Source organism: Streptomyces sp. NPDC000345 (assembly GCF_042898825.1).
GTDB lineage: Bacteria > Actinomycetota > Actinomycetes > Streptomycetales > Streptomycetaceae > Streptomyces.
The window spans coordinates 190,151-209,301 of the sequence record NZ_JBIAZE010000002.1 but is presented as its reverse complement, the minus strand read 5'-3'; the positions used below and the strand labels follow the sequence as shown (position 1 = coordinate 209,301).

Here is a 19,151-nt window from a genome sequence, read left to right as displayed (position 1 = left end):
CTGACGTACCCGCACCCCGAGGAGCCCACCCGTGCACCGACCCCCCAGCGCCGAGTCCGAGGTGGCGGCCGAACTGGCCGCGCTGCGCCCCGCTCTCGGACCCCGGTTCGCCGCCGCGCTGCCCGGCGCCCGGGCGGCCGTGCTGACCCGGCTGTGGCGGGCCCTCGCCCACGAACCGCTGCCCTGGATCGTCCGCCGGGAGTCCGGCCGGGAGGGCCTCACCCTGCGGCTGGCGGACGGCCGCCGGCTGCACGGCCCGCGGGCCGACCCGTACGCGACCGCGGGGTACGTGAGCGAGGTACGGCTGGACCGGGTGGCGTACGACGATCCGGCGCGGCTGATGACGGAGCTCGCGGTGCCGCACGGCGGGGGTTTCGCCGCCGAACTCGGGCACAGCGCAGCCTCGCTGGCGCTCTCCCGGGCCGCGCAGGAGCCCGTCTCCCCGGAGCCGGCGTGGCCGGCGCACGACTGGGAGTGGGAGCAGCGGGTCGTCGACGGGCACCCGTATCACCCCAACTGCCGTTCCCGGCCCGGCTTCTCGGTCGCCGAGCAGCTGGCGTACGGGCCGGAGCACCGCCCGTCGGTGCGGCTGGGACTCTTTCCGGTGCCGGCCGGGGAGTGCCTGGTGTCGGGCGCGTGGCCCGAGGACCTGCGGGACGGGGAGCGGCTGCTGATCCCGGTGCATCCGTGGCAGGCGGCGCATGTGCTGAAGCGGTCGTGCGAGCGGGGGGTGACGGCGCGTCCGCTGATGTCGCTGCGCACCCTGGCGATTCCCGGCGGACCGCATGTGAAGACCGCGCTGAGTGCCCGGCTGACGTCCTCGGTGCGGGACATCTCCGTGGCGTCCGTCGCCTCCTCGGCGGCCCTGTCGGACTTCGCGGAGACCCTCGCCGCGCGCACGGACGGTCTGCTGCACGTCACCCGCACCCTGGGCGCGGCGACCCCCGACTCGCCGGAGCTCGCGGCGGTGCTGCGGGAGTCGCCCGCGGTGTACGCGGGCCCGGGCGAGCACGTCGTCCCGGTGGCCGCCCTCGCCGGCACCGGCCTGCCCGGCTCCCCCGCCTGGTCGGCCGGGTTCGCGCGGCTCGCCCTGACCGTCGGCCTGCGTCTGCTGGAGCTGGGGGTGGCCCTGGAGGCGCACGGTCAGAACCTCCTCGTCGTCCTGTCGGCGTCGGGCACCCCGCTGCGGCTGGTCTACCGCGACCTCGCCGACATCCGTGTCGCCCCGTCCCGTCTGGCCCGGCACGGCGTGCCGCTGCCGGACGGCCTGCCGGCGCGCATCCTCACGGACGACGTGACGGCCCTGCGGCGCAAGCTGTACGGCTCGCTGGTGGCGGGGTCGCTGGCGGCCACCACGGGGAGCCGTACGGCGCTGCGGGCGGCGCTGGAGACGGCCGTACGGGAGCTGCCGCGCACCGCCGATCTGGCGGCACTGTGCGAGCGGCCGCTGCCGGCGAAGGCACTGACGCTGATGCGGCTGTCGCCCGGAGCGGCCGGGGACCAGTGGGCCGAACTGCCCAACCCGCTCGCGCCGGACGCGGACTGACGTCGCTTCCGCTGCGAGGCCGTCCAGGATCGGCGCGCACTCCTACACCTGGGTCGACAGGTGCCGGCCGCCGCACGAGGCGTCCCGATCCTCGCCGACCGGGCCTGCATCGGAGCCGGTTCGTGGGTGACGACACCCCTCAGACGCCCACCGGGTGTGAGCTCACGCCGACCCGGCGATGCGTCAACCGGGCACTGTTCCGCGACACGGGCACCGGTCGAGCGCGGCGTCGCACGGCTGAAGTCCTGGCTCGTCTTCCGCAGATCCCGGTGCAGCCCAGATCGAATGTCGTCAATTGCCGCGGCCGCCCTCACTCTGAAACCGAAGGAATGCCAACTGCGGAACCGGGCCGACAAGTCGGCCGAGCCGGAAGAGCAGTGGAGCGCGGACAGGATCAGTGGCGAAAGGTCGAGTATTGTTCGAGGTATTCGCCGCAATCCGGGTGCGGCCGACACGGAAGGGAAACAAGGCAGCCCGACCCCAGGAGGCTTATTCCCATCCGGAATCAATGACCCCAGGGGGAAATTCAGCACCGCAATTCACAGACTCAAGGGCTGGGGCATTCGCGAACACCCCAGCCCTCTGCAGCTCGCTCGTCAAGCAGGGGCAGGCCGAGACGGATAGAGGACAGCCCACCCCATGGCACAGTCGACCAAGAAGTTTAATTCTGGACCAGCTATGCCGACGGACAGAACTTCGCCAATCGGTCGACACCTCACATAACGAGGAGCCCCGACTCCATGGCCCGAACGACCGCAAGAGTCCGATTTGGGCAGTTGAGCTTGGCCAAAATGATCCCGACCGTGCGCTTGACTCCATGTTCGGAGATACTCAGCGATCGAGCGACTTGTCGGTTACTCAGCCCCTCGGCAATCAGGCGCAGCACCTGGTGTTCACGCGCCGTCAGTGAAATCATCGACGCGCGCTTCGAGGTGGTGTCATCACCGCCCTGGTCAGACGCCGTCACGGACCGTCGCGCCAGCGTCGCCGACACATGGAATCGTCCGGCCTTCACGTCGACGATCGCTTCACGCAGGGACGCGGGGCACAGATCCGCCCAGTCCAGGAAACCGCTTGCACGATCGGCCCAGGATTGCTCCACAACGTCTGCCGAATCCACCAGGATCAGTACACGCGCGTTCTGCATGCTCAGCTTTTCAGCGATCTCGCCAGGTACAGACTCCAAAGCATTGCTGTCTGAAATGACCAGCCGACCGTTGCAGAAGGTCGAGAGACCTTCGGCGTCCGTGACGGATTTAACTGTCAACTGGATGTCGAGCGAACGAAGCATTCCCTCGATACTGTACCGACGAATGTCGTCTTCGATTATCAGCGCTATCCCGGTCTGCGACAGGGATCGTCCAGCCCGCAGGGAGGCTCGTCCGCCAGATATGTCAGGCGCCAAGTCGCCTGTCCGACTGCCGTAGTTTTCATGACTTTCACCGCTAGAAACCGGTTGCCAAATTAACCTGTTTTTCACGCTGGCCATATCAGCGATCCCCCGTTACTCATATCAGGCCCCCCATTTCCTCACGTTGAAACCTGGAAGGTCCGCCCCCTGATAGATGAGCATGGCACGGAGTGACGGGAACTGTCCACCCCGGACCAGCCGCCACGCTCGATCGACAGGGCATCTCTGAAGAGAAATTTCAAGTAAAGATTCCGCCCAGGCCCGCGGAACTGTTTGCCGCGTTCGATGGCCCTGACCTGATCGCGTATGCCGGGTTCATCCCGACGATCCGGTCGAAGTACCGGCAGGCCCGGGCCCGGCAGACCGCGGAGGCGACGATCCGTAAGGAGGCCGTGGCGAAAATCCGGCCTGCCGGCCTGATCAATGACGTGCCGGAGAAGGTGGTGGCCGCCGGGCTGGAACATGAGCGCTGCCGAGCGGGCGGGGCTGCCGCGGCTACCGCGGCTGCCGGCCGAGCGCGACGGCGACGGCACGACGCGGTACGACCGGTTGAAGCAGGGCGACGCTTCGGTCCGCCCGAGGGCAACGACCCGAAGCTCGACGTCGGCTTCACCCTGGCGCGCGAAGGGGATCCGAACGTCGTCGGCTTGGAGCGGGCCGCGCGATGCCGGCGGCGCCCGCGGTGAGGACGCGGGCGCCGGGTCGTCAGGCGGGCTGGACGGTGATGGTGCAGAGGCGCTTGGTGGCCCGGGTCAGGGCCACGTACAAGTCCCGTTCCCCACCGGGGCGGGCCGTGATGATTTCCTCGGGGTTCACGACGACGACCCCGTCGAATTCCAGGCCTCGTGCTTCGGACGCCGGCAGGACGCGTGCGACCTGAGCGATGCCCTGGGCCGTCAGCTCGCTCACCCTGGTGTCCGCGCAGATCACTCCCAGCAGCTCGCCCGGGTGCGCGGTGCTCTGGGCGCGGAGTTCCTGGACGACGGCGGTGACCAAAGCGCCTGGAGGCGTGGTCACGGTGCGAGGGCTCTCACCGCTTCGCAGTGACCGTGTGGGCTTCTGGTCCGGAGCGATCCGCGTGAGCAGGTCCCGGACGCTCTCCAGGATCTCCTGCGTGGTGCGGTAACTGACGGTCAGGTTGTGCAGTTTGAACCGCGGTCCGACGTGGGGGCTCAGTGCTTCCTTCCAGTCGCGTGCTGTCGCGACCGGGCCTGACTGGGCGAAGTCACCCACCAGCGTCATCGCCCTTGCCGGGCAGCGGCGGACGATCATCCGCCACTGCATGGCGGTCAGTTCCTGCGCCTCGTCGACGACGACGTGCCCGTACGTCCGCCGAGGGGGGCCGTCGACCAGGCTCGCCGCCTCGTCCAGCAACGGCACGTCGGCATCGGTCCACGGGTCGTCCGGACCGCGCAGCAGAAGGGACCGCTCCTGCTCGGTCAGGCGGGGCAGGCGCTCGGCGAGAGCGCCGGCGTCCGTCAGGAGCGCCGTCACGAGGTCACCGGGTACCAGCCGCGGCCACAACACCTCGACGGCTCGGTCGACGGCGACGTCGTCGAGGAGATCGGCTCGGACGGCGTCCAGGTCCAGCTCGTGGACCGGCCCCGGGTCGGCCGCACCTTCGGCACGGCGCTGGGCGACTCCCGTGAACCGGTCGAGGTTCAGGCCCGTCATCCTTTCGGCATCGGCGTCGATCTGCTCCAGGAGGTCGCCCATGTCCCGTTGCATCGCGTCGGTGACGGCGTCGACCAAGAGCTCCTTGAACACCTGGCGCGCGGGGTTGTGCCCCGATACGGCTGCCAGGGCGGCATCGCGTGCCGTGGCGACTTCCTCGGCGGAAAGGTGAACGAGTTCCTGTCCGACCCGCACGGTGAAGTCACCGGCGGGGGCCTGGTGGACGCCCACCAGGCCGGCCAGGGCGTCGGCGAGGTCGGACCTGCCCTTGAGACGCGCCGTGTCGAACGGGCTGACCGCGTCCGTGGACACTCCGGCCAGTTCCTGGCAGGTCGCCAGAACGACGTCGTTCTCTCCGAGCGAGGGAAGGACCTGGGAGATGTAGTCGAGGAAGCGGGCGTTCGGGCCCACCACCAGGACACCCTCCTCCGTGGCGCGCGGGAACGCGTACAGGACATAGGCGGCCCGGTGCAGGGCGACCACCGTCTTGCCGGTGCCGGGCCCGCCCTGCACCACGGTCACCCCGCGGTGGGCGGAGCGGACGATCTCGTCCTGCTCGGCCTGCAGGGTCGCGACGGCCGCGTGCATCCTGCCCGTACGCCGTGCCGACAGAGCCTCGGTCAACGGGCCGTCCCCCACGACGTCCTCGTCGGTCGGGGCGGTCCCGTCCAGCACTTCGTCGCTCACCGAGACGACCGTGCGCTCCTCGAGGCGCAGGTGCCGGCGCCGCCGCAGGTCCATCGGGTGGACCGGTGTCGCCTCGTAGAAGGGCCGCGCCGCGTTCGCGCGCCAGTCCACGAGCAGAGGCAGGTCGTCCTCCTCCGTGTGCAGTCCGATCCGCCCGATGCGCAGGGCCGTGCCGTCCGTCCAGTCGATGCGCCCGAAGACCAGCCCCTTTTCGGCGCCCTCCAGCCGGCCGATTTCCTTGGCCAGACGCTCGGCGGCGTTTTCTCTCTCGTATGCCTCACCGGCGCTGTCCGCCGGGGCCTTCAGCACACTCGCCCGATGTGCTCGCGCCTCGGAAAGTCGCTCGGTGAGCAGCTCGTACAAGGAGGAGACATAATCCTGCTCCAATTCAACCGCACGCACACCGGGATCATTGGTTTTCGACAACAGGGGTCTCCTTCCTCATGGGCGAGCCCGCCCTTGGACGCCGGCGGCGATGTTTTGCCACGCGCGGAAAAAAATGGGGACGATCAGGCGACGCGAGCGGCGGGGGCCTCTTCGTGGTCCGGCTCCGGTGTCGGGCTCTTCTTCTTTCCGGCAGCAGGCAAGGTGATCAGCAGCACGGCCGCTCCGAGGAGTGCGATGGCCGCGATCCAGCCCGCGCCGACGTGCATGGCATGGATGAACGCGTCATCGGCGGCCCGCGCAAGAGAGGGCCGGTGCATGCTGGTGGCGACGTGGCGGGCCTGTTCGGCGGAGACTCGCGCCTGATCCTGCACCGGACCGGGTGCACCCTCCAGCGAGGGTTCGATCGCATGTCGGTACGTGATCGACATGATCGTGCCGCCCACCGCGATTCCGATCACGCTGCCGGTTTGTCGCACGGTGTTGGTGACGGCCGATCCGGCACCGGCCTGTTCCAACGGCAGGTCGCTGATCAATGCGGCCGTGACGGGGCCGATCACCATGCCGACCGAGAAACCCTGTATCAGCAACAGGATCTCGATCCCTACGAGAGGAGTGTCGAGTCCGAGCAACCCGTACCCGCCCATGGTCAGCGCGGCCACGGTCAGCGCCGGCACGGTGACGAGGCGCAGCGGCAGGCGGCGGACCAGGCGCGCGGCGAGGGGCGCCCCCGCGAGCGCGCCGACCGCGGTCGGGATATTGGCCAGCCCCGCCTTCATCGGCGAAAAGCCGAGCGCACCCTGCAGGTAGAACGCGTTGTAGAAGGTGATGGCGGCCACGCCGAAGAGCAGCAGTCCGAGCGCCACGTTGCCGCCACCGAACGCGCGTTGCGCGAACAGCCGCGGATCAAAGCTGGGCGCCTTGAGGCGCAGTTCGACGAGTACGAAGACGGCCAGCAGAACCAGACCGACGACGATCGGCGCCCACACGTCGGTACGGCTCCACTCCGCCACCTGCCCCGCCCGGATCAGCCCGTAGGCCAACGCCACGAGCCCACTGATCGACAGCGACATTCCAGCGGGGTCCAGCGGTCGCCGGGTGGGGCTGCGGAAATTCGGAACCAGCACGGCGAGCCCGATCAACGCCAAGGCCGCGACCGGAACATTGATCAGGAAGACCGAGCCCCACCAGAAATGATCGAGCAGGGACCCCGCCAGCACCGGGCCGGCAGCCATTCCGACACCGGCCGACGTCGAGAAGATGCCGATCGCGGCAGCGCGCGCGGGGCCGGTGAAGGTCCACATGAGGATGGCCATCATGGCGGGCGTGATCAGCGCGCTGCCCACCCCCATCGCAGCTCGAGCCGCGATCAGCCGGCCCGCGTCGCTCGCGTACGCCGCCCACAGCGAGGACCCGGCGAAGATCACCAACCCACTGGAGAACACAGTCCGGTGACCGAACCGATCGCCCAGCGCCCCTGCGGTGAACATCAATGTGGCGAAGGCCAGCGTGTACGCACCCGTCGCCCATTGCAGCTCACCGGGATCGGCCCCCAGACCACGGACCGGGTCCGCGAGGGTCTCCAGCGTGGTACTGAGAACGGTATTTTCTATCCAAATCAGCAGTGAGCACAGCATGAGAATGGCAAGAATCAACTGCTGCCTGGACTTGGGCAGCGTTGGGGGCGCGGTCATGAACACCTTCGGATATCGACGGGCGGGACCTTGACCGAGTGGAATATAAGCAAGCCCCACAACACTGTCAAGCTCGGAGTTCCTTGCCAAAAACTATTGCAGCCGAACGAACTATATGCCTCTGCCGGATTTGCAGACCGAGGAATTTTGTGCCTCTGGCGAATTTGCGATTCGACGGAATTTACTTCCGGAGGGTTGCGGCCGAGCGGATTTCCTGCCTCCAGTGAGCCGGCGCACCGCGTCGCCCGTGACAAGCCCGAGCGCGCCACGCGGGTGGCCGGGCTTGTCCAGGGCTGTCCTGTGTCCTCGCGCCTCGCGTCCGACGGTTCGCACATCAACGGCCGCTGAGCGAATCGAGCCAACGCCGGAGGTGCGCGGCGGTCTCTGCCGCCCGTTCCTCGATGATGGAGAAGTGATCGGCCTCGATGTACTCGGCCGGTCCACGGTGCAGCCAGTCGGGGACGGGGTCGACGTCCCCGAAGCTGCTCAGCGTCACGGTGGCCCGCAGATCCAGCGTCGGCGCGGCGATCGGCTCGGCCTCCCGCTCGGGATAGGTCCGCACGTAGCCGCCCATGGAGACCAGGCCGTGGTCGTCGACGGGGGTCAGTGCGTTGTCCCGGGACAGGATCTGCCCCAGCGCGTCGGTGAGCACGAGGCGGTTGAGTTCGTGCTCTTCCGGGGAGTAGGTGTCGATCATCGCGACGCCCGCGAGCTCGCCGCCGTCGGCTTCGATCCGCCGGGCGACCGCGTGGGCGAGCGCACCACCGGCCGAATAGCCGATGAGCGCCACCGGGCCTCGCTCGAGTTCCGTCGCGACGGCCGCGGCGAGGCTCTCGATCGCCGCCGCCCATGTCGCCGGCAGGTCGTCGCCCGCGCGCATGCCGGGCAGCCGCAACGCACCGACCTGCCGATCACCGCCCAGTTCGCGGGCCAGGCGGGCGAACTGGTGCGGGCCCGATCCCGCCAGGAACGAGGGGATGCAGACCAGTGCCGGTGCCGCGGCGCCGCGCGCCAGGAGCCGCACATCCGGGCGGTGTTCGGCGGCCTCACCGACGGAGTACGTGGTCATCAGAGCCGAGCTCGCGGTCAGCAGGGGCATCGCCCCTGCCAGCTCACCGCGGCGATGCGCCGCCGACACCAGGTCGGTGATCGTGCCGCGCACGCCGGCCGGTGCCTGCTCGACCAGGCCGGTGTCGGATTCCTCGGTCAGCGATCGCACCAGTTTCGCCACGTCGGCGGCGGTCGGGTGGTCGAAGACCAGCGTCGACGGCAGCGTCAGCCCGGTCAGCCGGGCGAGCCGGTTGCGGAATTCGACGGCAGCGAGGGAGTCGAAACCGAGCTCGGTGAACGGCGCGTCCGGGTCGATCGCGTCGCCGGACAGGTGGCCGAGGACCGCCGAGGCGACGTTGCGCACCTCGCGCAGGATCACATCGTCGCGGTCGGCGTCGGGCAGTGCGGCCAGCTGCCGCGCCAGGCCGACACCGGCACTCGCGGCGGCCGGGGGAACCCGGATCATGCCGCGCAGTACCGCGGGGAGTGTGCCGCCGCGCGCCAGGTCGGTGAGCGCCGCCGTGTCCAGCAGGGCCGTCGTCGGTGTCGCCCGGTCGGTCGCGAGCGCGTTGTCGAACAGCGCCGTCCCGGACTCCGGGTCGATCGGGATCAGGCCCAGCCTGGCCCGGATCTGGCGGGCGTACTGCTCGGCGCCGTCCCCGTCGAGTATCCCTGCCATGCCGACGGTCCACAGTCCCCAGGCCAGTGAGTGCGCGGGCAGGCCCCCGCTGCGCCGCACGCGTGCCAGCGCGTCCAGGACGCTGTTCGCGGCGGCGTAGTTGCCCTGCCCCTGTCCGCCGAGCAACGGTGCCGCGGACGAGAACAGCACGAACGCCGACAGATCCAGATCGCGGGTCAGCTCGTGCAGGTGCAGTGCCGCATCGGCCTTCGGTGCCAGCACCCGTGTCGTCTGCGCGGCGGTGAGGGTGTCGAGCGTGCCGTCGTCCAGGACACCCGCCGCATGGATGACGGCGGTCAGCGGGGCGTCGGTGTCGATGTCGGCCAGCAGGGCCTGGACCGCGGTGCGTTCGGTGACGTCGCACGCCACGACCCGGACGTGGGCGCCGAGGTCGGTCAGCTCGGCGACCAGTTCGGCGGCGCCGTCCGCGGCGGCACCGCGCCGCGATGCCAGCAGCAGCCGTCGTGCGTCGTGCGCCACGACCAGATGCCGGGCGACGATCGCGCCGATGCCGCCGGTGCCGCCGGTGATGAGCACCGTGCCGTGGTCGAACGCCGGCACGCCCGCATCGGTGGGGGGCAGCTGCTGCAGTCGCGGTGCCAGGAGCCGGCCCTCGCGAACCGCCAGGTGCGGTTCGTCCTGGGCCAGGGCGTCGGCGAGCGACTTGACCGGCAGGGCGTCGCCGTCGTGGTCGATGAGCAGGAACCGGCCCGGGTGCTCGGACTGTGCGCTGCGCACCAGGCCCGCCACGGCGGCTCCGACCAGATCGGGTTCCTCCCCGGGCAGTCCGGCGGCCGTGTGGGTCACGATCGCGAGCCGGCCGGGGTGTTCGTTGGCCATCCAGCCCTGCAACAGTGCGAGCGTCGTCAGCACGCCGGCGTGTACGTCCGCCGCGCCGGCACCGGTTCCGCGGGGCGCCGACCAGACCACCGTGTCGGGAACATCCCGCAGCACGGCGAGTTCGGCGAGATCGGCACAGCATGTCGGGGGCTCAGGGGCCTCGACGGCCGCCGGGTCGCCGAGCACGACGATGCGCCCGGTGTCCGCCCCGGGGACGGCTGGCACGGCGACCCACTCGAGGTCGAACAACGGTGCCGCGCCGCGCAGCCGGGCCAGCGCCCGCCGCTCGATCGGGCGGGACCGCACCGACTCCACGCTCAGCACGAGGGCACCGGTCGCGTCGACCGCCTCCACGCAGAAGGTGTCCGGTGCGACGCGGGCGATGCGGGCACGCAGGGCACCCACGCCGGACTGTGCCAGCTGGACGCCGTCGAAGGCGAAAGGCAGCGTCACCCGGCCGTCGGTCCCGCCCCCGGCGGGCCGGCCGACAGCCGCGTGGAACACGGCGTCCAGCAGTGCCGGATGCAGTCCGAAGGCGGTGGCGCGCGCCGCGGTGTCGGTGTCGAGCGCCAGGTCGGCGAAGACTTCCTCCCCACGCGACCACGCGGCGCGCACACCCTGGAACACCGGGCCGTATCCGAAGCCGAGGTCGCCGAGCGCGCGGTACACCTGCTGCCCGTCGACCGGATCGCCCGCAACCGGAGGCCACACCTGGGACCAGCCCGGCGTCGCGGTCGGCGCGGCGGGCGTGAGCAGGCCACGGGCATGCTGCACCCAGGCGTCGGCGGCACGGGCGTGGATGGCCACGGTCCGGTGCCCGTCGGCGTCGGGTTCGCCCACGGCGAGCTGAATGTCCGCGGCACCGTCGGCCGGGAGCACCAGCGGCTCCGCGAGCACCAGTTCCGCCAGGCGCGGCACGCCGAGCCGGGCGCCGGCGGCCAGAGCCAGTTCCACGAATCCGGTGCCGGGCATCAGGACCGCGCCGAAGACGGCGTGGTCGGCGAGCCATGGGTGTGTGCGCAGCGAGAGCCTGCCGGTGAACAGCCACTCGTCCCTGCCGGCGAGCTGCATCTGGGCGTGCAGCAGCGGATGGTCGGCGGAGTCGGCACCGGCGAGCGGCGCGGCCGGCTCCGCGGGCAGCAGCCAGAATCGTTCGTGCTGGAAGGGATAGGTGGGCAACGTGATCCGTGCCTGCGGTCGGGCTCCGAAGTAGTCCGCCCACCGCACCGGCCGGCCCGCGCAGTGCGCGGTGGCCAGGGCGGCGACCAGCTGCTCGGGTTCGGCGACTGTGCGACGGGACGCCGCGACCACCGATGCGCGCGCCGCGAGGTCCGTCGCCACGGTGGCGCGGGTCAGGGTCGTCAGCACCGCGTCCGGGCCCAGCTCGACGAACAGGCCCACACCCGAATCGAGCAGTGACTGCACCGCCGGGGCGAAGCGCACTGCCTCGCGCACCTGCCGTACCCAATACTCGGGCGTGCCCACCGAATCGTCGGCGAAGGCGCCGGTGACCGTGGAGCACAGAGGTATGCGTGGCTCGTGATACGTCAGGCCCGCGGCGATCTCCGCGAACTCGGTCAGCATCGGATCCATCAGGGCGGAGTGGAACGCGTGGCTCACCCGCAGCCTGCTGGTCTTGACGCCTTCGGCCACCCCTCTCGACTCGAGCGCCGAGACCGCCTCGGTGTCCCCGGAGAAGACCACCGCATCGGGAGCGTTCACCGCGGCCAGCGAGACCGCGGCGGCCGCCGGACCGGCGTTGACCGCGGCCAGCAGCTCCACGGCCCGCCCCTCCGGCACCGCGGCGGCCAGCATGCTGCCGCCTGTCGGCAGCGCCCCCATCAATCGGCCCCGGGCCGCAACGAGTGTGCACGCGTCCGACAACGACCACACACCGGCCGCATACGCCGCGGCGAGCTCGCCGATCGAATGCCCGGCCACCACATCCGGCGTCACGCCCAACGACTCGACGAGGCGATACATCGCCACCTCGAACGCGAACAACGCGGGCTGGGTGTACTCGGTGCGGTCCAGCAGAGTCTCGTCAGCCGCGCCGAACATCACATCCCGCAGCGAATGCCCCAGGTGTGCGTCGAATTCCGCGCACACCTCGTCGAGCGCGGCCGCGAAAGCCGGGAACGCCCGGTACAGCCCAGCGCCCATCCCGGTCCGCTGTGCGCCCTGACCGGTGAACAGGAACGCTGTCGTGCCCGTCTGTCCCGCGCCGTCGGCGATGCCCGGTCCCGGCTCGTCGGCTGCCAGGCGTGCCAAGGCCGCCAGCAGCGTCTCCCGGTCCGAGCCCACGACGGCGGCGCGCTGCTCGAGCCGCGCGCGGTGCAGTGCCAGCGTCACCGCGACGTCGGTCAGGTCGAGCTCCGGACGTTCGCTCAGCGTGTCGTACAGACGGCGCGCCTGGGTCCGCAGCGCGGCGGGCGTCCGCGCGGACAGCAGCAGCGGCAGGGCCGGCGGGCGCGGTGGACCGACCGGCCGCGGCGGGACCGCGGGCGCCTCTTCGAGGATCACGTGCGCGTTGGTCCCGCTGATCCCGAACGACGACACTCCCGCCCGGCGCGGGCGCTCCCCGGCCGGCCAGGGCTCGGCCTCGGTCAGGATCCGTACCGCGCCCGCCGACCACTCCACGTGCGGCGACGGCTCGTCGACATGCAGGGTGGGCGGCAACGTCTCGTGCCGCAGCGCCTGCACCATCTTGATCACACCGCCGACACCGGCAGCCGCCTGCGCGTGCCCGATGTTCGACTTCAACGACCCGATCCGCAGCGGCTCGGCGCGATCCTGTCCGTAGGCGTTGATCAGCGCCTGCGCCTCGATCGGGTCACCCAGCGTGGTGCCGGTGCCGTGCGCCTCCACCGCGTCCACCTCGGCCGCGGCCACCCCTGCGTTGACCAGTGCCTGCGCGATCACCCGCTCCTGGGACGGACCGTTCGGCGCGGTCAGGCCGTTGCTCGCGCCGTCCTGGTTGATGGCGCTGCCGCGGATCACGGCCAGCACCGGGCGCCCGTCGCGCTGCGCGTCGGACAACCGCTCGAGGGCGAGCACGCCGACGCCCTCGGCCCACGAGACACCGTCCGCGGCACTCGAGAACGCCTTGCAGCGCCCATCCGGTGACAGCGCCCGCTGCCGGGAGAACTCCTGGAACAGCATCGGAGTCGACATGACCGTCACCCCGCTGGCCAGGACCAGCGACGTCTCCCCGGCGCGCAGTGCCTGCACCGCCAGATGCAGGGCCACCAGCGACGACGAACATGCCGTGTCCACCGTCACCGCGGGCCCTTCCAGACCGAGGGCGTAGGACACCCGGCCGGAGACGACGCTGCCGCCCGATCCGGTCGCCAGATAGCCTTCCGCGGCACCGTCGGCGGCCTCGCGCGCCGTGTAGCCGTAGTCCTGGTACATGACGCCCGCGTACACCCCGGTGTCGCTGCCCCGCAGTGAGGTCGGATCGATACCGGCGTCCTCGAGCGCTTCCCAGGACGCCTCGAGCAGCAGCCGCTGCTGCGGGTCCATCGCCGCTGCCTCACGGGGGCCGATGCCGAAGAAGGCGGCATCGAAGTCACCCGCGGCATGCAGGAATCCGCCTTCTCGGGTGTAGATCTTGCCGGGTTTGCCGGGGTCGGTGTCGTACAGGTGGTCGACGTCCCAGCCGCGATCGCCCGGGATCGGGGTGATCGCGTCGACGCGCCCGGCGATCAGTTCCCAGAGCTGGTCGGGATTCTCGACGCCGCCGGGATACCGGCAGCTCATGCCGACGATCGCGATCGGCTCGTCGGCCCTGGCCCTGGCCCTGGACCTGGTCGCGGCGGGGCGCGACCGCGTCGGCGCCGAACCGTCGACCCGGGTACGCAGGAAGCCCGCGACGGCGGCGGTGGTCGGATAGTCGAACACCAGCGTGGACGGAAGCTGAACGCCGGTGGCGGCGGTCACCTTGTTGCGGAACTCGACTCCGCCGAGCGAGTCGAAGCCCAGTTCGGTGAACGGTGTTCCGGGGTCGACGGCGTCGGCGGACTCGTGGCCGAGGACCGCGGCGGCGATCGCGCGGACCTCGTCGCGGATCAGCGCCTCCCACCGGTCGGCGGGGGCGTCGAGCAACCGCCGGCGCAACGGGCTGTCGGCGATCCGGCCGCGCGACGGTACGTGGATCAGGCCGCGCAGCACCGCGGGCAGCGTGCCGAGCCGGCCCAGCGCGGTGAGGGCGGGTGTGTCGAGCAGCGCGGTCATCAGCATCGGTTCGCCGGTGGTCAACGCATCGTCGAACATCTGCATGCCGGTGTCCGGCTCGATCGGGGACAGACCGAGACGCGTGCGGATCTGACGTGCCAGATGTTCGGCACCCGGGTCGTTCAATGCCTCGGCCATGCCGCGCTTCCACAGCCCCCAGGCCAGCGAGTGCGCGGGCAGACCGGCGCTGCGGCGCACCTGGGCGAGCGCGTCCATCGCCGCGTTCGCGGCCGCGTAGTTGCCCTGGCCCTGCCCGCCGAGCAGCGGCCCGGCGGAGGAGAACAGCACGAACGCCGACAGGTCCATGTCGCGGGTGAGCTCGTGCAGATGCCAGGCGGCATCGGCCTTCGGGGCGAGCACCCGGTCCACCTGCTCGGCGGTCAGGGTTTCGACGGTGCCGTCGTCGACCACGCCCGCGGTGTGCACGACAGCGGTCACCGGTTCGTGCGCGGGTACGGATTCCAGCAGCGCCGCGACGTCGGCGCGATCGCCGACATCGCAGGCGGCGACGCGTACCTCGGCGCCCAGCGCGGTCAGTTCGGTGACCAGCTCCGCGACACCCGGCGCGGCGGAGCCGCGGCGCGAGACGAGCAGCAGTCTGCGCACCCCGTGCCGGGTGACCAGGTGGCGTGCGGTGACGGCGCCCAGTCCGCCCGCGCCGCCGGTGATCAGGACCGTGCCGTCGCCGAAGGGCTCGCCGGTCGGTTCGACGGTGGCCGCACGGATCAGCCGCGGTGCCACCGTGGCGCCGTCGCGGATCGCGAGCTGTGGTTCGTCCGTGGCGACTGCGGCGGCGATCCGCCGGTGCGGGTCCGCGGGGTCGTTGTCGTCGAGGTCGACGTTCACGATGCGCCCCGGATGTTCCGATTGAGCGCTGCGTACCAGGCCGCGGACGGCCGCTGCCGCGGGGTCCGGCGTCTCACCGGGCAGACCCGCTCCGTTGCGGGTCAGCACGATCAGCGTCGAGTCGGCGCAGCCCGGTTCGGCGAGCCAGTCGCGCAGCACCGCGAGGGCCTCGTGCACGGCGGTGCGGATGGTCGCGGGGACGTCGTCGCCGTGCGCCGGCGCCGTTTCGGGAGACCAGACGACAGCCGCGCCGGTGTGGCCCCCGCCTGCCGCGAACGCCGCGACGTCCTCGAACGTCTCCGCGCAGCCTGCGACGGGCCGCCCCAGTGCGACCAGTTGCCGGTCCGGCACCGCAGGCGCCGTCACCGGCGTCCAGTCGATCGCGTAGAGCGGGCTGCGGGCGCCGGCGAGGGCGCTCGCGTCCGCGGGGCGGGCGAGCACGGCGTCGATCGACAGCACCGCGGCGCCGGTGGCGTCGCAGGCGTCGACGCGCACCTTCCCGGAACCCGAACGGACGATGCGGGCGCGGACCGCGGTGGCGCCGCGCCGGAACACACGGAGGCCGCCGAAGGAGAACGGAAGCGGCAGCCTGCCGTCCGGGAGGTCGTCGGCGAGCACATCGATGGCGGCGTGGAAGGTCGCGTCCAGCAGCGCCGGATGGACCCCGAAGCCCGCCGCCCGGCCCGCTGTCGTCTCGTCCAGGATCACCTCGGCGAACACGTCGTCACCACTGGTCCAGGCGGCGCGCACGCCCTGGAAGCCCGGGCCGTAGCCGAATCCCAGGTCGGCGAGCCGGTCGTACAGACGCGTTCCTTCGATCGGCGTGCCGTCGGCCGGCGGCCAGTCGGGGTCGGTCCAGGCCGGCGTCACGCCGTCGGCGGGGGCGAGGGTGCCGGTGGCGTGCAGCGTCCAGTCCGGCTCGCCCGGATGGGACGGCGCGGTGCCGGTGACGGCGCGCGCGTGGATGGACAGGCGTCGACGGCCGGTGTGGTCGGGCTCGGCCACCGAGACCTGCACGTCCACGGCAGCGGCGCCGTCGAACAGCAGCGGCGTCTCCAGGACGAGTTCGTCCACGACGGGCAGTTCCAGGCGGCTGCCCGCGGCCAACGCGAGATCCACGAACCCGGTGCCGGGCAGAAGCACCGCTCCGAAGGCCGTGTGGTCGGCGATCCACGGCTGGTCGGTGGTGGAAAGCCTGCCGCTGAACAGCCATTCGTCGCGACCGGCGAGCGGCGCGGCGACGCGCAGCATCGGATGATCGAGCGCGGACAGGCCGGCACGGCCCATGTCACCGAGCGCATCGTCGTCGGGCCGCACCCAGTAGCGGCGATGCTGGAAGGCGTAGACCGGCAGGTCGAGGTGGGTGACCGGCCTTCCTGGTGACAGCGGCGCCCAGTCGACGGTGACGCCCGAGCAATGGGCGGCGGCGAGCAGCCGCAGGAACTGGTCGACCTCGTCGACGCCGCGCCGTGACGCGGCCGCGACCAGCGAGCGGGACGCCACCTCGTCGGTCAGTGTGTGGCGGGTCAGCGCCGCCAGCACCGCGTCCGGCCCCACCTCGACGAACCGGCGCACGCCGGAGTCGACGAGCGACTGCACGGCCGGGGCGAACCGCACGGCCTCGCGCACCTGCCGCACCCAGTACTGCGGCGTCAGCAGTTCGGGACCGGCCGGCGCGCCGGACACCGTGGAGCACACATCCATGCGTGGCTCCCGGTACGTCACCGATCCGGCGACCTGCTCGTACTCGGCAAGCATCGGCTCCATCAACGCCGAATGGAAGGCGTGACTGACCGTCAGCCGGGTCGTCTTCACGCCCTCGTCCGCCAGCCGGTCCTCCAGTGCGGCGATCGCCGCCGTCTCTCCCGAGAACACCACCGCCGCAGGCGCGTTCACGGCCGCCAACGAGACCGTCCCGGCCGCGAGCAGTTCCAGCGCCCGCTCCTCCGACACCGCGGCGGCGAGCATCGCTCCCCCGGTCGGCAGCGCGCCCATCAGCCGGCCACGGGCGGCGACGAGCCGGCACGCGTCGGCCAGCGACCACACCCCGGCCACATAGGCCGCGGCCAGCTCACCGATCGAATGCCCGACCACCACATCCGGGGTCACGCCGAACGACTCCAAGAGGCGGTACAGCGCCACCTCGAGCGCGAACAGCGCGGGCTGCGTGAACTCCGTCCGGTCGAGCAGGGCCATGCGCTCGGTGTCGCCGACGCCGTTCCCGGCACCACCGGTCTCGCCGAACATGACCTCGCGCAGCGACACCCCCAGCAGGGCGTCGAATTCCGCGCACACCTCGTCGAGGGCGGCGGCGAACTCGGGGAACGCGGCGGCCAGCCCGGCGCCCATGCCGATACGCTGGGCGCCCTGACCGGTGAACAGGAAGGCCGTCTCGCCGGCGGTGGCGACACCTGACACGACCTGCGGGGATGCCGAACCCGCGGCCAGGGCCGTGAGACCGGCGAGCAGAGCGGACCGGTCGGCGCCGAGCACCGCGCCGCGCCGGCCCAGCTGAGCGCGCGCGGTGGTCAGGACGGCGGCGACATCGGCGTCATCCGCCTCGGGGTGGTCGGCGAGCCAGGCCAGCAGCCGGCCCGCCTGTGCCTGGAGCGCGGTCTCCGACTTGGCCGACAGCAACCACGGTGCCGGCAGCGCCGGTCGGCCCGGCTCCGGCTGCTGTACATCGGCATCCGGTCCGGTCACCGGATGGGCGGCGCGGTCGCGCGGCGCCTCTTCGAGGATCACGTGGGCGTTGGTCCCGCTGATCCCGAAGGACGACACACCCGCCCGACGCGGACGATCGAGCTCCGGCCACCGCTGAGCCCGCGTCAGCAGTCTCACCGTGCCCGCCGACCAGTCGACCTCGGGGGTCGGCTCGTCCACGTGCAACGTCGAGGGCATGACCCCCTCGCGCATCGCCATGACCATCTTGATCACGCCCGCGACACCCGCCGCGGCCTGCGTGTGACCGATGTTCGACTTGACCGAACCCAACCACAACGGGTTGTCGTCCCCACGGGCCTGGCCGTAGGCGGACAGCAGCGCCCGCGCCTCGATCGGATCACCCAGTCGCGTACCCGTACCGTGCGCCTCCACGGCATCCACCTCGGACGCCGACAGCCGCGCGTTGGCCAGCGCGGCCCGTATGACCCGCTCCTGCGCAGGCCCGTTCGGCGCGGTCAGCTGGCTGCTCGCACCGTCCTGGTTCACCGCGGAGCCACGCATCACCGCCAGCACCCGATGCCCGCTGCGCTCGGCGTCCGACAGCCGCTCCAGCACCAGCACGCCGACGCCCTCGGCCCAGCCCGTGCCGTCCGCCGACGACGAGAACGCCTTGCACCGCCCGTCCGGCGACAACCCGCGCTGCCGGGAGAACTCCACGAACGTGCCGGGTGTCGCCATCACCGTCACACCACCGGCGAGCGCCATCGAGCACTCACCCTGACGCAGTGCCTGAGCGGCGAGGTGAAGCGCGACGAGCGAGGACGAACACGCGGTGTCGACCGTCACCGCCGGCCCCTCCAGGCCGAACGTGTAGGACAGACGACCCGACGCGACGCTGCCCGCGCTTCCGGTCAGCATGTAGCCCTCGAAGCCCTCGGGCGCGTTGGGGCGGGAGCCGTAGTCGTCGTACATGACGCCCATGTACACCCCGGTACGGGTGCCCCTCAGCCCGGTCGGGGCGATGCCCGCGTGTTCGAAGGCCTCCCAGCCGGTCTCCAGCAGCAACCGCTGCTGGGGGTCCATCGCCGCCGCCTCGCGAGGGCTGATGCCGAAGAACTCGGCGTCGAACCGGTCCGCCTCGTACAGGAAGCCGCCTTCGCGGATGTACGAGGTCCCCAGGTGGTCGGGGTCCGGGTGGTACAGGTTCTCCAGGTCCCAGCCGCGGCCGTCCGGGAAGGGACCGACCGCGTCACGTTCGGCGCTCAGCAGCTCCCACAGGTCGTCCGGGGAGGCGACACCGCCCGGGAGCCGGCATGCCATGCCCACGATCGCGATCGGCTCGTGTGCGCGCTCCTCCAGGTCCTGCACACGCTGACGGCTCTCCCGCAGATCGACCGTTGCCCGCTTGAGGTAGTCGCGAAGTTTCTGCTCGTTGTTCAT

The 19,151-nt window shown here is 71.4% G+C and carries 5 protein-coding genes and 2 pseudogenes; 3 read left to right on the top strand and 4 right to left on the bottom strand.

From position 1 onward, the window contains the following. Positions 1–31 precede the first annotated feature (31 nt). Together ACFY30_RS05415 and ACFY30_RS05410 are read left to right on the top strand one after the other, a co-directional pair. On the top strand, positions 32–1,546 hold the full coding sequence (locus ACFY30_RS05415) for an IucA/IucC family protein (protein WP_390843830.1): 1,515 nt from the start codon (positions 32–34) through the stop codon (positions 1,544–1,546). Between the two features lie 75 nt (positions 1,547–1,621). Next, a pseudogene (locus tag ACFY30_RS05410) lies at positions 1,622–1,867 on the top strand (transposase family protein); the annotation flags it as partial. Between the two features lie 394 nt (positions 1,868–2,261). Here the strand turns inward: ACFY30_RS05410 and ACFY30_RS05405 are convergent. Beyond that, positions 2,262–2,837: a response regulator transcription factor gene (locus ACFY30_RS05405; RefSeq protein WP_390843829.1), complete on the bottom strand. Its 576-nt coding sequence runs from the start codon at positions 2,835–2,837 to the stop codon at positions 2,262–2,264. A gap of 290 nt (positions 2,838–3,127) precedes the next feature. Between ACFY30_RS05405 and ACFY30_RS05400 the strand changes: the two genes are divergently transcribed. Continuing rightward, on the top strand, positions 3,128–3,643 hold the full coding sequence (locus ACFY30_RS05400; protein WP_390843827.1) for a hypothetical protein: 516 nt from the start codon (positions 3,128–3,130) through the stop codon (positions 3,641–3,643). A 19-nt stretch (positions 3,644–3,662) separates the two neighbouring features. On the opposite strand, the gene ACFY30_RS05395 is transcribed toward ACFY30_RS05400, so the two are convergent. The 3 genes and pseudogenes from ACFY30_RS05395 to ACFY30_RS05385 form a co-directional block, all read right to left on the bottom strand. Next, positions 3,663–5,744, bottom strand: coding sequence for a HelD family protein (locus ACFY30_RS05395; RefSeq protein ID WP_390843826.1), 2,082 nt, complete (start codon positions 5,742–5,744; stop codon positions 3,663–3,665). A gap of 83 nt (positions 5,745–5,827) precedes the next feature. Beyond that, positions 5,828–7,396, bottom strand: a complete 1,569-nt coding sequence (locus ACFY30_RS05390; RefSeq protein WP_390843825.1) for an MFS transporter — start codon at positions 7,394–7,396, stop codon at positions 5,828–5,830. A gap of 334 nt (positions 7,397–7,730) precedes the next feature. After that, positions 7,731–19,136: pseudogene (locus ACFY30_RS05385) on the bottom strand (SDR family NAD(P)-dependent oxidoreductase); the annotation flags it as partial. Positions 19,137–19,151 lie beyond the last annotated feature (15 nt).